The organism is Paraburkholderia sp. LEh10, assembly GCF_017814945.1.
In the GTDB taxonomy this organism is placed as follows: Bacteria; Pseudomonadota; Gammaproteobacteria; order Burkholderiales; family Burkholderiaceae; genus Paraburkholderia.
Genome location: NZ_JAGIPX010000011.1, coordinates 18,304 through 33,660, shown reverse-complemented (window position 1 = coordinate 33,660; position 15,357 = coordinate 18,304). Strand labels below are relative to the sequence as shown.

The 15,357-nt window shown below is 64.5% G+C and carries 12 protein-coding genes; 10 read left to right on the top strand and 2 right to left on the bottom strand.

What is annotated here, in order from left to right:
* Window positions 1–145: 145 nt before the first annotated feature.
* The gene (locus J8I87_RS11660; RefSeq protein ID WP_209931606.1) at window positions 146–1,228 is read right to left on the bottom strand and encodes a tartrate dehydrogenase; all 1,083 of its coding nucleotides are present in this window, start codon (window positions 1,226–1,228) and stop codon (window positions 146–148) included.
* 108 nt (window positions 1,229–1,336) lie between these two features.
* On the opposite strand from J8I87_RS11660, the gene J8I87_RS11655 reads away from it, so the two are divergent.
* From J8I87_RS11655 to J8I87_RS11615, 9 genes are all read left to right on the top strand, one after another.
* Complete coding sequence (locus tag J8I87_RS11655; RefSeq protein WP_209931605.1) at window positions 1,337–2,257, top strand: LysR family transcriptional regulator; 921 nt, start codon at window positions 1,337–1,339, stop codon at window positions 2,255–2,257.
* Between the two features lie 72 nt (window positions 2,258–2,329).
* The gene (locus J8I87_RS11650) at window positions 2,330–2,605 is read left to right on the top strand and encodes a hypothetical protein (protein ID WP_209931604.1); all 276 of its coding nucleotides are present in this window, start codon (window positions 2,330–2,332) and stop codon (window positions 2,603–2,605) included.
* Window positions 2,606–2,848: 243 nt separating this feature from the next.
* A complete protein-coding gene (locus J8I87_RS11645) occupies window positions 2,849–4,150 on the top strand; it encodes an MFS transporter (RefSeq protein ID WP_209931603.1) in 1,302 nt (433 codons plus the stop codon).
* Between the two features lie 26 nt (window positions 4,151–4,176).
* The gene (gene nirB / locus J8I87_RS11640) at window positions 4,177–6,738 is read left to right on the top strand and encodes a nitrite reductase large subunit NirB (protein WP_209931602.1); all 2,562 of its coding nucleotides are present in this window, start codon (window positions 4,177–4,179) and stop codon (window positions 6,736–6,738) included.
* 88 nt (window positions 6,739–6,826) lie between these two features.
* Window positions 6,827–7,174 (top strand): nitrite reductase small subunit NirD, encoded by a 348-nt coding sequence (gene nirD, locus J8I87_RS11635; RefSeq protein WP_209931601.1) that lies wholly within the window; start codon window positions 6,827–6,829, stop codon window positions 7,172–7,174.
* Between the two features lie 20 nt (window positions 7,175–7,194).
* Complete coding sequence (locus J8I87_RS11630; RefSeq protein WP_209931600.1) at window positions 7,195–11,409, top strand: bifunctional nitrate reductase/sulfite reductase flavoprotein subunit alpha; 4,215 nt, start codon at window positions 7,195–7,197, stop codon at window positions 11,407–11,409.
* A 138-nt stretch (window positions 11,410–11,547) separates the two neighbouring features.
* A complete protein-coding gene (locus tag J8I87_RS11625; RefSeq protein ID WP_209931599.1) occupies window positions 11,548–12,009 on the top strand; it encodes a MarR family winged helix-turn-helix transcriptional regulator in 462 nt (153 codons plus the stop codon).
* Between the two features lie 336 nt (window positions 12,010–12,345).
* Window positions 12,346–12,621: a hypothetical protein gene (locus J8I87_RS11620; protein ID WP_209931598.1), complete on the top strand. Its 276-nt coding sequence runs from the start codon at window positions 12,346–12,348 to the stop codon at window positions 12,619–12,621.
* 38 nt (window positions 12,622–12,659) lie between these two features.
* Window positions 12,660–13,076 carry an organic hydroperoxide resistance protein gene (locus tag J8I87_RS11615; protein ID WP_209931597.1) on the top strand — a complete coding sequence of 139 codons (417 nt, stop codon included), beginning with the start codon at window positions 12,660–12,662 and terminating at the stop codon, window positions 13,074–13,076.
* Between the two features lie 58 nt (window positions 13,077–13,134).
* Here the strand turns inward: J8I87_RS11615 and J8I87_RS11610 are convergent, their stop codons facing one another.
* Complete coding sequence (locus tag J8I87_RS11610) at window positions 13,135–13,569, bottom strand: hypothetical protein (protein WP_209931596.1); 435 nt, start codon at window positions 13,567–13,569, stop codon at window positions 13,135–13,137.
* 460 nt (window positions 13,570–14,029) lie between these two features.
* Between J8I87_RS11610 and J8I87_RS11605 the strand changes: the two genes are divergently transcribed.
* Window positions 14,030–15,355 carry a 2-hydroxycarboxylate transporter family protein gene (locus J8I87_RS11605; protein ID WP_209931741.1) on the top strand — a complete coding sequence of 442 codons (1,326 nt, stop codon included), beginning with the start codon at window positions 14,030–14,032 and terminating at the stop codon, window positions 15,353–15,355.
* Window positions 15,356–15,357: the final 2 nt, after the last annotated feature.

Sequence of the window (15,357 nt, the reverse complement as noted above, 5' to 3'; positions counted from 1 at the left end):
TGTTTGCCCTTTACGGGTCAGTTGTTGTTGTGAGCGCAAATCCCTCGGGCGCGCGTCATTCGAAACAACGCGCGCCGCTTCGCATCGTCCGCTGCCGCAGTGGCGTGAGCCGCGCGGCGACGGACCTGGTCGCGCATGCGACGAGTTACGCGGCTACCGCCACTTTTTCGACGAGCGCGCACACGGCGGCCGTCACTTGCGCCGTCGTTGCCGTGCCGCCGAGATCGCCCGTATGCAGCGACGGGTTTGCCGTGACCGTTTCGATCGCGCTCATCACGCGCTTCGCGGCATCGGATTCGCCGAGGTGTTCGAGCAGCATCACGACCGACCAGAATGTGCCGATCGGATTCGCGAGGCCCTTGCCCATGATGTCGAAGGCCGAGCCGTGAATCGGTTCGAACATCGACGGATAGCGGCGCTCAGGGTCGATGTTGCCCGTCGGCGCGATGCCGAGGCTGCCCGCGAGCGCGGCGGCGAGATCGCTGAGGATGTCGGCGTGCAGGTTGGTGGCGACGATCGTGTCGAGCGACGCGGGACGGTTGATCATGCGCGCCGTCGATGCATCGACGAGTTCCTTGTCCCATTTGACGTCGGGGAACTCCTTTGAAATCTGCAGTGCGACCTCGTCCCACATCACCATCGCGTGGCGCTGCGCGTTGCTCTTCGTGATGACGGTGAGCAGCTTGCGGGGACGAGACTGCGCGAGACGGAACGCGAAGCGCATGATGCGCTCGACGCCGGCGCGCGTGAGAATCGACACGTCGGTGGCGGCTTCGATTGGATGGCCCTGGTGCACGCGGCCGCCCACGCCGGAATATTCGCCCTCCGAGTTTTCGCGCACGATCACCCAGTTCAGGTCTTCGGGCTTGCAGCGTTTAAGCGGTGCGTCGATGCCGGGAAGAATGCGCGTCGGCCGCACGTTCGCGTACTGGTCGAGGCCCTGGCAGATTTTCAGGCGCAGGCCCCACAGCGTCACGTGATCGGGCACGTCCGGGTCGCCCGCCGAGCCGAACAGGATCGCGTCCTTGCCGCGGATCGCATCGAGGCCGTCCGCGGGCATCATCGCGCCATGCTCGCGGTAATAGTCGGCGCCCCAGTCGAAGTTTTCGAATTCGAAGCGAAAGCGGTTGCTCGTGCGCGCCAGCGCTTCCAGCACTTCCTTGCCCGCCGGCACGACTTCCTTGCCGATGCCGTCACCCGGGATCGTCGCGATGCGATAGGTCTTCATGTCTCGCTCCTTCAAATGATAGGGAATGGGACCGACTTTACCTAACCGGGAGTGCAGTAACCGGTGCTAGACTCAAAGCATCTTTAACTTCATTTCACAAATCGAACCGTGTCCGAGACCGTTCAGCCCACCGACCTGAGTTTCTTTTCGACGCTCGGCGCGTCCGGCAGTCTGAGCGCGGCGGCGCGCGAGCTGGGGTTGACGCCCGCCGCCGTGAGCAAGCGTCTGACGCAGATGGAGCAGCGCGCGGGCGTGCCGCTCGTCAACCGGACGACGCGCCGGATGATGCTGACCCCGGAGGGCGAGGTGTATCTGGAGCATGCGCGCCGGATACTCGATGAGATCGATGCGCTTTCCGAACTGCTCGGCAGCGCGAAGAAGAGCCCGAAGGGACTGCTGCGGGTGAATGCGACGCTCGGCTTTGGGCGCAGTCACGTCGCACCTGCCATCTCGCGCTTCGTCAACCGGCACCCGCAGGTTGCGGTGCAATTGCAGTTGTCGGTCGCGCCGCCACCCCTCACCGACGATGCGTTCGATGTCTGCATCCGTTTCGGCGAGCCGCCCGATAGCCGTGTAGTCGCGCGGCGTCTTGCGCCGAATCGGAGGCTGCTGTGCGCGGCGCCTTCGTACATCGCGGAATATGGCATGCCGCTTACCCCGCACGAGCTGGTGAGGCATAACTGCATCGGCATTCGCCAGGGCGATGAAGCGTATGGCGTGTGGCGATTGACGACGGGCCGCGGCGCGGCGCGCAAGACGGAGGCGGTGCGCATCAACGGCAATCTGACGACTAACGATGGCGAGATCGCGGTGAAATGGGCGCTCGAAGGGCACGGCATTCTGATGCGCGCGGAGTGGGATATCAACGAATATCTCGCCGATGGAAGGCTCGTGCAGGTGCTGCCCGCGTATGAGACGCCGGGCGCGGATATTTTCGCTGTTTATTCGCAAAGGCATCAGATGTCCGCGCGGATTCGCGCGTTTGTCGATTTCATTGCGGCGGAGTTGAGGGAGGCGCGGGCGGGGTAGGAGTGTTGATTCGATTGGACTTGACGTTCATGGAGGTTGCGACGCCATGCCAGGCATACCCCTTCTGTTCATGTGACGAACGATTCGGAAACCTATGCTTTGAATGCTCAATGCGCCGCTCATAATCGCGTGCAGGAACTCAACGCCGTCTTCTTCGGTTTCGTGGTCAGCTGTTTCGCCGGTGCGCTCGGCACCGCTATTCCGTCATTTGTGATGTCGCCTCGCAAGACCCGTCCCGGTCAACTCGTCATCTCTCGCACCCGCGACGGTCGCACCGATATCGGCACCAACAACGCACACGCACAGTGCTGCGCCGCACCACCGCTGTGCCGCGAGGCATCATCATGAGCCAGCGCGCGTGCCCGGCGACCCGCCCTCCAAAACCCCGCCAACGCAATCCCAACAAGCCTCGCAGCGCCTGAGTATCCGCATGGCACACCCCTTGCGTTGATACCCCGCGTTGCGACCTCAATGACGAGCCGCACAGCAGCATCCCCAAGTAGTGACACTGACGAATTGGACAACGGCGTCCCCTGAATCTGGTCTCGCACCAGCTTCGTGGGACGCCGCAGTCGTTTACAGGCCCGCAATATGACCGACAAAGCCACCTCGATCGATCTGCTGAACTGGCGCACGCCTGCCATGCGCGCGTTCCACTTCGCGTGGATGGCGTTCTTCGTCTGCTTCTTCGCGTGGTTCGCGTGCGCGCCGCTGATGCCGCTCATCAAGCAGGAATTCCATCTGTCGGCGGATCAGGTGGCGAACATCAATATCGCCGCTGTCGCGATCACCATTCTCGTGCGCCTGATCGTCGGTCCGATGTGCGACCGTTTCGGCCCGCGCAAAGTCTACGTCGCGTTGATGGCAGCGGGCGCGCTGCCCGTGCTCGGCGCGGCGCTCGCGCACAGCTATACGGCATTCCTGTTGTGCCGCCTGGGTATCGGCGCGGTCGGCGCGAGCTTCGTGATCACGCAGTACCACACGTCGGTGATGTTCGCGGGCAACGTGGTCGGCACGGCAAACGCGACCAGCGCCGGCTGGGGCAATGCAGGCGCGGGCGCCGCGCAGATGCTCGTGCCGCTGATGCTCGCGGGCATCGTCGCGATGGGCGCGAGCGATTCGCATGCATGGCGCCTGACGCTCGTGCTGCCCGGCATCGCGATGCCCGTCATGGCCGCGCTCTACTGGCGCTATACGCAGGATTGCCCGCAAGGCAACTTCGCGCAACTGCGCGAGCGAGGCATCGCCATCGACAGCGGCAAGAAGGGTGGCTGGTCCAGTCTGCTCGCGGCGTCGCGCAACTATCGCGTATGGATGCTGTTCGTCACCTACGCCGCGTGCTTCGGCGTCGAAGTGTTCATCCACAACGTCGCGGCGATCTACTACGTCGATCATTTCCAGCTGTCGCTGCGCGATGCCGGACTCGCGGCAGGCAGCTTCGGTCTGCTTGCCGTGTTCGCGCGTCCGCTGGGCGGCCTCGCATCCGACTGGAGCGCGAAGCGTCGCGGCCTGTCCGCCCGCTCGATGCTGCTGTTCGCCCTCATCGCCGGCGAAGGCGCGGGCCTGCTGCTGTTTTCGCAGGCGAGCCACGCGGGGCTCGCCGTGTTGGCGATGCTCGTGTTCGGACTCTTCACGCACATGGCCTGCGGCGCGACCTATGCGCTCGTGCCGTTCATCGATCGCAAGGCGCTGGGCGGCGTTGCGGGCATCGTGGGCGCGGGCGGCAACGTCGGGGCCGTCGCCGTGGGCTTTCTCGCGAAGGGCATGGGCGACCTGCATCAAACACTGCTCACGCTCGGCGGGCTCGTCAGCGCATCGGCGATCTGCGCAATCGCGGTGCGCTTCTCCGCCGAGCACGCCGCACGCGAAACCGCGCTCGGCGCAGCCAATTGAATCTCCTCTCTGACAGGATCGGCGACATGAAAGTCATCGTTATCGGCCACGGCATGGTCGGCCACAAACTGCTCGAATGCCTCGCGGAACAGTCCGCCGCCCGCCCCGACATCACGGTGCTGTGCGAGGAGCCGCGTGCTGCGTACGATCGCGTGCATCTGTCGGAGTTCTTCTCCGGCAAGAGCGCCGACGACCTGTCGCTCGTCGCGCCGGGTTTCTTCGATCGCGACGACATGGTGTTGCGCCTGAATGCAAAAGCCGTGTCGATCGATCGCAACGCGCATACGGTGACGGTATCGACGGGCGAGACGCTCGCCTACGACAAGCTCGTGATCGCGACGGGCTCGTATGCATTCGTGCCGCCCGTGCCCGGCAAGGATCGCACCGACTGTTTCGTGTATCGCACGATCGAAGACCTCGAAGCGATGCAGGAATGCGGCGCGCGTTCGAAGACGGGTGTCGTCGTGGGCGGCGGCCTGCTGGGTCTCGAATGCGCGAAGGCGCTGCGCGACATGGGCCTCGACACGCACGTGGTCGAATTCGCGCCGCGCCTGATGGCGGTGCAGGTGGACGACGGCGGCGGCAAGATGCTGCGCGGCAAGATCGAAGAACTCGGCGTGAGCGTACATACGCAGAAGAACACGCTCGAAATCGTCGATGGCGAAGCGGGCACGCACCGCATGCGGTTCGCCGACGGCAGCCATCTCGACACCGACATGATCGTGTTCTCCGCTGGCATTCGTCCGCGCGACGAGATCGCGCGCGCGAGCGGCCTCGCTGTCGGCCCGCGCGGCGGCATCGTGATCGACGACCATTGCCGCACGAGCGACGCCGATATCTATGCGATCGGCGAATGCGCGCTGTGGAACGGCCAGATTTTCGGCCTCGTCGCGCCCGGCTATGAAATGGCGCGCGTGACGGCGAAGCATCTGCTGGGCGAGCAGGCCGAGTTCGGCGGCGCGGACATGAGCACGAAGCTGAAGCTGATGGGCGTCGATGTCGCGAGCCTCGGCGATGCGCACGGCGCGACGGCGGGCAGCCGCACCTATCAGTTCAGCGACGAGCGCAAACAGGTCTACAAGAAGCTCGTTGTGTCCGATTGCGGCAAGTATCTGCTGGGCGGCGTGATGGTCGGCGACGCAAGCGAGTACGGCACGCTGCTGCAAATGATGCTGAACCGGATCGAATTGCCGGAGTCGCCTGAATTCCTGATCCTGCCGCAAGCGGACGGCAACGCGAAGCCCGCGCTCGGCGTCGATGCGTTGCCCGGGAGCGCGCAGATCTGCTCGTGCAACAACGTGTCGAAGGGCGCGATCTGCGCGGCCGTCTGCGCGGGCGCGACGACGATCGGCGACGTGAAGAACGCGACGAAGGCGGGCACGGCTTGCGGCGGCTGCGTGCCGCTCGTCACGCAGGTGATGAAGGCCGAGATGAAGAAGCAGGGCCTCGCCGTCAACAACCATCTCTGCGAGCACTTTGCGTTTTCGCGCCAGGAGCTGTATCACCTCGTACGCGTCGAACGCATCAAGACGTTCGGCGCGCTGCTCGACAAGCACGGTCATGGTCTCGGTTGCGATATCTGCAAGCCTGCCGTCGCTGGCATTCTGGCGTCGTGCTGGAACGACTTCGTGCTGAAGAAGGAGCACGCGAGCCTGCAGGACACGAACGACTACTACCTCGCGAACATCCAGCGCGACGGCACCTATTCCGTCGTGCCGCGCATGCCCGGTGGCGAAGTGACGCCGGAAGGGCTGATCGCCGTTGGACAGGTCGCGAAGAAATACGGTCTTTACACGAAGATCACGGGCGGCCAGCGCGTCGATCTGTTCGGCGCGCGCGTCGAGCAGCTTCCGTCGATCTGGGAAGAGCTGATCGCAGCGGGCTTCGAGTCGGGCCACGCGTACGGCAAATCGTTGCGCACAGTGAAGTCGTGCGTGGGCTCGACGTGGTGTCGCTATGGCGTCGACGATTCCGTCGGTCTCGCCATCGATCTCGAGAACCGCTACAAGGGCCTGCGCGCGCCGCACAAGATCAAGTTCGGCGTGTCGGGCTGCACGCGCGAGTGCGCGGAAGCGCAGGGCAAGGACGTCGGCGTCATCGCGACGGAGAAGGGCTGGAACCTCTATGTGTGCGGCAATGGCGGCATGAAGCCGCGCCACGCGGAACTGATCGCATCGGATCTCGACCGCGAAACGCTGACTCGCTACATCGATCGCTTTCTGATGTTCTACGTGCGCACGGCCGACCGCCTGCAACGCACGAGCGTATGGCGCGACAACCTCGAAGGCGGCCTCGACTATCTGATCGACGTCGTCATCAACGACAGGCTCGGCATCGCGGCGGAACTCGAAGCGGAGATGCAGCACGTCGTCGATACGTACGAATGCGAATGGAAGAAGGCCGTCACGGACCCGGAGACGCGCAAGCGCTTCCGTCACTTCGTCAACAGCGACAGCGGCGACGACAACGTGAGCTTCGTCGCGACGCGCGGCCAGATCCGCCCGGCAACGCCCGACGAGCGCCGTCAGCGGCCGGTTCGCATTCCCGTCGTCGCGCAACAGCGGGCGGAGCCCGCCGAAACGGTCTGAGCGGACCAGCGATATCGACACCAACACCGTCGTTCACTCATCGACAGAAATCATTCACAGAAATTCATCGACAAGAACGGAGCCTGACATGAACAACGATCGCCTGCCCACCACCTGGACCTCCGTCTGCACGCTCGACGACATCGTGCCGAATACGGGCGTGTGTGCGCTCGTCAACGGCGAGCAGGTCGCCGTGTTCCGCGTGGAGGGCGAGCGTGGCGGCGTGTTCGCCATCGACAACTTCGATCCTGCTTCGCAGGCGGCCGTGCTGTCGCGCGGGTTGATCGGCAGCCTCGGCGAGCGCGTCGTCGTTGCGTCGCCGATCTACAAGCATCACTTCGATCTGCGCACGGGCGAATGCCTCGAAGCGCCGGACAAGTCGGTCGGCGCGTTCATGACGCGCGTCGAAGATGGGCGCGTCTGGGTGTCGGCCTGAGTCTTCAACGGATCTTTGCCATGGCGTGCGAGAACATCAAGACGGTTTGCCCATACTGCGGCGTCGGTTGCGGCATGGTGCTGCACGTCGAGGACGGGCAGGTCATCAAGATTTCCGGCGACAAGGATCATCCGACCAACTACGGGCGCCTGTGCACGAAAGGTCAATCGGCGCATGTCGCGCTGCGCAAGTCGGGCCGCCTCGAAAGCGCGTTCGAGCGCCGCAGCCGCGACGAAGACCCGATACCCGTTGCCGTCGATCAGGCGATCCCGGCGACGGCGCGGCGTCTGCGCGCGATACTCGATCAGCACGGTCCCGATGCGCTGTCGTTCTATGTGTCGGGCCAGATGTCGATCGAGGCGCAGTATCTCGTCAACAAGCTCGCGAAGGGCTTTATCGGCACCAACAACATCGAGTCGAACTCGCGTCTGTGCATGGCGAGCGCGGGCAGCGGCTACAAGCTTTCGCTGGGCGCGGACGGTCCTCCCGGCTCATATCAGGACTTCGACAAGGCGAACCTGTTCTTCGTGATCGGCGCGAACATGGCCGACTGTCATCCGATCCTCTTTCTGCGCATGATGGAGCGCGTAAAAGCGGGCGCGAAGCTGATCGTCGTCGATCCGCGCCGCAACGCGACGGCCGACAAAGCGGATCTCTTCATGCAGATCCGCCCGGGCACCGATCTCGCGCTGCTCAACGGCCTGCTGCATCTGCTGCACAAAAATGGTCACACGGACGCGCGCTTCATCGCCGGTTTCACGGAGGGCTGGGACGCGATGCCCGCGTTCCTCGACGACTATGCGCCGCAGAAGGTCGCCGCCATCACGGGCATCGACGAGGCCGCGATCCGCCAGGCCGCGCAGTGGATCGGCGAAGCGCCCGAGTGGATGAGCTGCTGGACGATGGGTCTGAACCAGAGCACGCACGGCACGTGGAGCACGAACGCGATCTGCAATCTGCATCTCGCGACGGGCAAGATCTGCCGTCCCGGCAGCGGTCCGTTTTCGCTGACGGGCCAGCCGAATGCAATGGGCGGGCGCGAAATGGGCTACATGGGCCCGGGCTTGCCGGGCCAGCGCTCGGTGCTCCTCGAAGAAGACCGCGCATTCGTCGAAGACTTGTGGCAGGTGCCGCACGGCACGCTGCAAACGGCGACGGGCACAGGCACCGTCGATATGTTCTCGCGCATGGCGGCAGGCGGCATCAAGGCTTGCTGGATCATCTGCACGAACCCGGTGGCGAGCGTCGCGAACCGTCAGAACGTGATAGCCGGATTGCAGGCCGCCGAGCTCGTGATCGCGCAGGACGCGTTTCTCGACACGGAGACCAACCGGTACGCCGATGTATTGCTGCCCGGCGCGCTCTGGGCGGAGGCGGAAGGTGTGATGATCAACTCCGAGCGCAACATGACGCTGATGCAAAAGGCCGTCGATCCGCCGGGCGCCGCGCTCGCCGACTGGCAGATCATCGCGCGCGTTGCGTGCGAGATGGGTTTTGCGCAGGCGTTCACGTATGCGTCGGCGGCGGAGGTGTTCGATGAGATCGTGCGCGCGTCGAATCCGAAGACGGGCTACGATCTGCGCGGCGCAAGCCATCAGCGTCTGCGCGAAACGCCGCTGCAATGGCCGTGCGCGCCCGCTGCCGCAGACGGGCGAAACCCGCTGCGCTATCTCAACGACGGCGTCAGCCAGACGCTGAAAGTGCTGCCCGACGGCACGCGTCCCGCGCTCGCCTTTCCGACCGCGAGCGGCAAGGCGGTGTTCTTCGCGCGTGCGCATGTCGATCCCGCCGAAATGCCAGGCGCGGAATTTCCCATTGTGCTGAACACAGGCCGTCTGCAACACCAGTGGCACACGATGACGAAGACCGGCAAGGTGCCGATGCTGAACCGGCTGAATCCCGCGCCCTTCGTCGAGCTGCATCCGGAAGACGCGGCGACGCTCGGCATCCGCGACAAGGATCGCGTCGAGATCCGTTCGCGCCGCGGCCGTGCGGTGCTGCCCGCTGTCGTCAGCGAACGCGTGCGGCCCGGCAACTGCTTTGCGCCGATGCACTGGAACGATGTGTACGGCGACGACCTGTGCATCAACGCCGTGACGAGCGATGCCGTCGATGCGATCTCGCAGCAACCCGAGCTGAAGTTCTGCGCAGTGGCACTGACGCGCGTCGAGCCTGGGCTGGCGGGCGCGGCGCACGGCGCTGACGAAGACATTCGCGAAGATACTCACGAAGACATTCACGCAGCGCCGGCAGCCGCGAGCGGAAGTCCCGCCGCACTGGCCCGTCAGCAACAGGAACTGGATATGTCCCGAATCGACGCTTTTGCCGCCATGCTGGGTATCACCGACATGCCCGCGCCGACGCTGGACGATGCGGCCCGTGTCTACGTGGCCGGCTTCGTCAGCGGCCTGCGTTCGTCGAAGGGCGAGGCGCGCGGCGTGCCTGCGTTGCCGCTCAACGCACCGTTGCCCGCCAGCGCGCGGCTGTGGTTCGACGGCGTGCTCGCGGGGCTGTTCAGCCGCACTGCGCCGCACGCAGCCGATCTGCCCGCCGTGCCGACGCCGGCGCACCAGCCTGCGGCGGATGGCGCGCCCGCCGTGCGCATCGCGCATGCTCGGCCCAAGGTCGTGTTGCTGTGGGCATCGCAGACGGGCAATGTCGAATCGTTGACTGAGCGTTACGCGACGCAACTGATGGAGTCCGGCTTCGAGATCCGCATGTCGTGCATGGCGGACTATCGCGTCGCCGCGCTCGCGCAGGCGAAGTACGTGCTGTTGATGACGAGCACGTTCGGCGACGGCGATGCGCCCGACAACGGCCAGAGCTTCTGGACCGCGTTGCAGGCGTCCAATGCGCCGCGCCTTGCCGATCAGCAATACGCGGTGCTCGCGTTCGGCGATCCCGCGTACGACCAGTTCTGCGGCCACGGACGCAAGCTCGATGCGCGCTTCGCGGAACTGGGCGCGCAGCGTCTTTGTCCGCGCGTCGATTGCGACACGGACTTCGAAAGCGCTGCCGACAAATGGCTCGACGCCGTGATCGCGAAGATCAAGCAAGACGATGCGTCGTTGTATGCGGTGCCCGCCGATGGCGTCATTCCCGCCGTGCTGCCGGGCGCGACGCCTTCGAAGACGAGTCCCGCCCAATCGCGCCTCGTCGAGAATCTGCGCCTGAATCGCAATGGCTCGAAGGACACGCGCTATTTCTCGCTGGCGACGAGTGGCACGGACCTCGAATACGAAGTCGGCGATGCATTGGGCGTGTGGCCGAAGAACTGCCCCGAGCTGGTCGACGAGCTGATCGATCTTTCCGGCGTGAAGGCCGAGGCGACGGTCCATGTGCCGGGCGCCGGCGACATGCGCATCGCCGACGCGCTGAGCCGCCACTACGAGATCGCGCGGCCGAGCGCGGAGGCGTTGCAACTGATCGCATCGCGCAGCCGTGACGATTCGCTCGCGAAACTGCTTGCAAACGAGCGCAAGGCCGATCTGAAGAAATGGCTGTGGGGCCAGCAGCTCGCCGACGTGCTGCACGAGTTTCCCGTCGATCTGTCGGCGGGTGAGTTGCTCGGCGTGCTCAAGCGCCTGCAGCCGAGGCTCTATTCGATCGCATCGAGCCCGAGCGCGCATGCGGGCGAGGTGCATCTGACCGTCGCGGCCGTGCGATACAACAACGGGCGGCGCAATCGCAAGGGCGTGTCGTCGACGTTTCTCGCCGATCGCGCGGACGACGTCAGCGTGCCCGTGTTCGTGCAGAAGTCCGCGCACTTCCGCCCGCCGCGCAACGGCGATACGCCGATGATCATGGTCGGCCCCGGCACGGGCGTCGCGCCGTTTCGCGGCTTTCTGCACGACCGCGCGGCGCGCGGCGCGAAGGGTCGCAACTGGCTCTTCTTCGGCGAGCAGCACGCGGCGACCGATTTCTACTATCGCGACGAACTGGAAGGCATGCAGACGGGCGGCCTGTTGACGCGCCTCGATCTCGCGTTCTCCCGCGACCAGAAGGACAAGGTCTACGTGCAGGACCGCATGCGCGAGCAGGGCGCGAGCCTTTGGGCCTGGCTCGAAGAAGGCGCGCACTTTTACGTGTGCGGCGACGCGAGCCGGATGGCGAAGGACGTCGATGCCGCGCTGAAGGACGTCGTCATGCAGCACGGCGGCATGAGCGTCGAGCGCGCGGACGAATACGTGAACGCGATGACGAAGGACCGGCGATACGTGCGGGACGTGTACTGAGCAACGGGCGCGGTCTGCCCGTCGCGGGCGGCGCAGCGCCCGCAACCCGCGCCGAATGTCAAGCATTTCCGATTAAATCGCATCCGATGTATAATGGGGCATTAGCGGGACCTCCGTCTCGCGCCGATGAGGATGCAAATGAAGACTACCGCGAAGGCAGAAGCCGCGAATCCCGTGCTCGCCGAGTACCTGTGCTTCGCCGTTTACTCGGCGAATCTCGCGTTCGGCAAGGCCTATAAGCCGATTCTCGAAGAATTGGGGCTGACCTATACGCAATACATCACGGTGATCGCGCTGTGGGAGGAAGACAACCAGACGGTCAGCAGTCTCGGTGAAAAACTGTTTCTCGAATCGAACACGCTCACGCCGATCCTGAAGAAGCTCGAGGCGATGGGCTATCTGGAGCGGCATCGCGATCCCCAAGACGAGCGCCAGGTGCGCGTGAGCCTGACGAAGAGCGGCCGGCGCCTGCGCGAAAAGGCATTCGGCATGGACCTTGTCGAAGCATGCGGTCTGTCGCCCGACGAGTTCACGAAGATGCAAAAGGGCATCGTCACGCTGCGCAACAACCTGATCAAAGCGGTGAACGAGCAGGAATGAGCGCGGCGGCGGGTCGCAGCCGGGTGCGGCGCGGCCGCCGTGCCCCCGCGGCGAGCCGGCGCAACGCGGCGCGAATGAACGTGAATTGGCATGAATCGGCATGAATCGGCGTAAAGCGGCCTCGGGCCGCTTTTTATTTCCCTATATAAATCGGACGCGATTTAATCGCATGCTTGACAAGCGGATTTTTTCCTCTAGAATGCATCGTACGCGATCTAATCGTGTGCGGTTAAAGAGGTGGCAGCGGCCCCGGCCGGCATGCACCACCCGATCAAACAGCGTTTTCTTATCGACATTGCGCCCTCAGCCGAGGGCCTTCAACTAGCGGAGTTAAAGATGAACAAGTTCTTCAAGGTCGCAGTCTGGTTTGCTTTCGGTGTGGCAGCTTCCACGTCCGCTTTCGCGAGCGGTTATGGCCCCGCGCCGCACTACAACCCGCTGCAGGGCGCGCCCGCGTCCCAGCAAGGCCCCGCTGCCATCGTCGCCGAGGCGGGACGTGATGCCGTCAGCCAGGACATGGCGGCAGTGGGCGGGGTAGCCGATCAAGCGTTCCAGGCGGGCCGCCGTACCGTCACGAACGAATTCCTCGGCTCGACGTTCAAGCATCACTAAGCCGCACACGACAACGCACGCAAATAAAGGAAAACATCATGGCACGCATCGAAAACGTTCTGTACACGGGCAAGACGCACACCACGGGCGGCCGCGAAGGTGCGGCGCGCAGCTCGGACGGCCGTCTGGACATCCAGCTTTCGTCGCCCGGCTCGAATGGCAAGGGCACGAATCCGGAGCAACTGTTCGCGGCGGGCTGGTCGGCGTGCTTCATCGGCGCGCTGGGTCTCGCGGCGCGCGCGTTGAACGTGACGCTTCCGGCTGACACGGCCGTGGACGCCGAAGTCGATCTCGGCACGGGCGAGGGCGGTTACTTCCTGCAAGCGCGCCTGAACGTGAGCCTGCCGGGCGTGAGCCGCGACGTTGCGCAAAAGCTCGTCGATACGGCCCATCAGACTTGCCCTTACTCGAAGGCGACGCGCGGCAATATCGACGTCGAAATCGCGCTGGTTTGACGCGCGCGCGGGCGGCGGGTCCACGGCACCTCAGATCCGGCTGAGGCGCGTGGACCCGCTAGCGCCCGTCAGGCCGCGACCGCGGCGGCTGAGGATTGCTGGCGGGATTGGTGTCGTACCTGAAAACCCGTTCGATGCCCGCGTCGCGATCCAGCGCCGACAGCGCTGCTTCCAGCGAATCGGCGGCTTGCTTGCCGTACACCTCTTCGCCTTCCACATACACGGTGAACGATCGCAGGTATTTCGCCTTTTTCCCGGCGTTTTCGATTGTTTGCCGGGTCCACTCGTAGAGCGGATACGCTTGCGTCCCGGCCGCTTCAGCTTCGTTGACGTAGTCGGCGAACGCGTCGAACTGGCATTTCAACGATGCGCGGTGCCGTCGCAGTACGTCGCGCAGCGGCGCATACGAGTCCGATGCCGGGTCCGTCCGCAACGCTTTCGCGCGCTGGTCGGAAACCGTGATCCGGATCTGGAACTGCCACGTGTCGTGCATGATTGCTCCGCTTCGATCGCTCGCGCAATTCTATCGAATGGCTGAAATCTCAGCCTCGCCTTTGGGCTGATTCTGAAATCTCGGAACGCGATGCTCAGTTGCGCCTTTCGCGTCGAAATAAACCATTAGAAATCAGTGGGTTGAGATGTGTCGGCCAGGCTCGAACATTGGCATGGGCCTTGCACTATAGGCGTCCACTGGCCGCGAGGCCATCACGCGACCCAAAGAACACATCGATGGAGACAAGCTCAATGGTTACCCCCAATTCCCCGCGCCGTTTCACGCGCCGCTAGCCGCCAGCCGCCGACGCGCGACCGCACAACCCGTTTTGCCGCCGGAGCGCGGCCCGTTTCATCGAATCGCTGACGCCGCCCCCTCGGCCGGCCATGCGGTCCGCGACCGACAATCAAGGAGACACGCTTTGCAAACCACTTCACACGCCCCCGACATTTCGCAGCCGATGCCTGCCCATCAGCCCGTCACCAAGACCCGCTTCTGGCCGGAGGGCTGGTGGAAGCTGATGGAATACCGGATCGGCATCATTCCGCTGCCCGTCTATTTCATCCTGCTCGCGCTGATCGCGGGCTTTGCGGTCACGGGCAAGGTGCCCGGCGAGATTTCGATGGCGATCGCCGTGCTCGCGTTCTTCGGCTTCACCTGCGCCGAACTGGGCAAGCGTCTGCCCATTCTGCGCAACATCGGCGCGGCGGCGATCTGCGCGACCTTCGTGCCGTCCGCGCTGACCTACTACCATCTGTTGCCGAAGCCCGTCCTCAACCTGACGACCGAGTTCACCAAGTCCACCAACTTCCTGTACCTGTTCATCGCGTCGATCATCGTCGGCAGCATTCTGAGCATGGACCGGCGCGTGCTGATCCAGGGCTTCCTGAAGATCTTCGTGCCGCTCGCCGTGGGCTCGATCGCGGCCGCCATCGTCGGCACGGCTGTCGGCGCCGCGTTCGGCATGGGCGTGCGCCACACGCTGCTGTACATCGTCGTGCCGATCATGGCAGGCGGCGTCGGCGAAGGCGCGATCCCGCTGTCGATCGGCTACTCGGAGATCATGCATTTGCCGCAGGGCGAGCTGTTCGCGCAGGTGCTGCCGCCCGTGATGCTCGGCAGCCTCACGGCGATCGTGCTGTCGGGCGCGCTCGACATGCTCGGCAAGCGCTTCCCGCATCTGACGGGCGATGGGCGTCTGCAGGTGGGTGAAACGGACGATATGAATCCCGTCGAAGAGGAAATCCGCGGCCATATCGATGTCACGCATATCGCGGCCGCCGGCATCACCGCGATCACGCTGTATCTGCTCGGCCTGATGTGCCGCAACCTGTTCGGCCTGCCCGCGCCCGTCGCGATGCTGTTCCTCGCGGTGCTCGTGAAGCTCGCGCGCGCCGTGTCGCCGCAGTTGCAGGAAGGCGCGTTCGTCGTCTACAAGTTCTTCTCGACGGCCGTCACGTATCCGCTGCTGTTTGCGATCGGCGTGGCGATGACGCCTTGGGACAAGCTGATCGCCGCGTTCACGTTCGCCAACATCGTGACGATCGTCGCGACGGTCGCGACGCTGATGGGCACGGGCTTTGTGGTTGCGCGCCTGTTGAAGATGTACCCTATCGACACGGCGATCGTGAACGCCTGCCACAGCGGCCAGGGCGGCACGGGCGACGTCGCGATCCTGACGGCGGCGAACCGCATGACGCTGATGCCGTTCGCGCAAATCGCCACGCGTATCGGCGGCGCGATTGTCGTGACGCTGACGCTGATCGTGCTCGCGCATTTCGGATGACG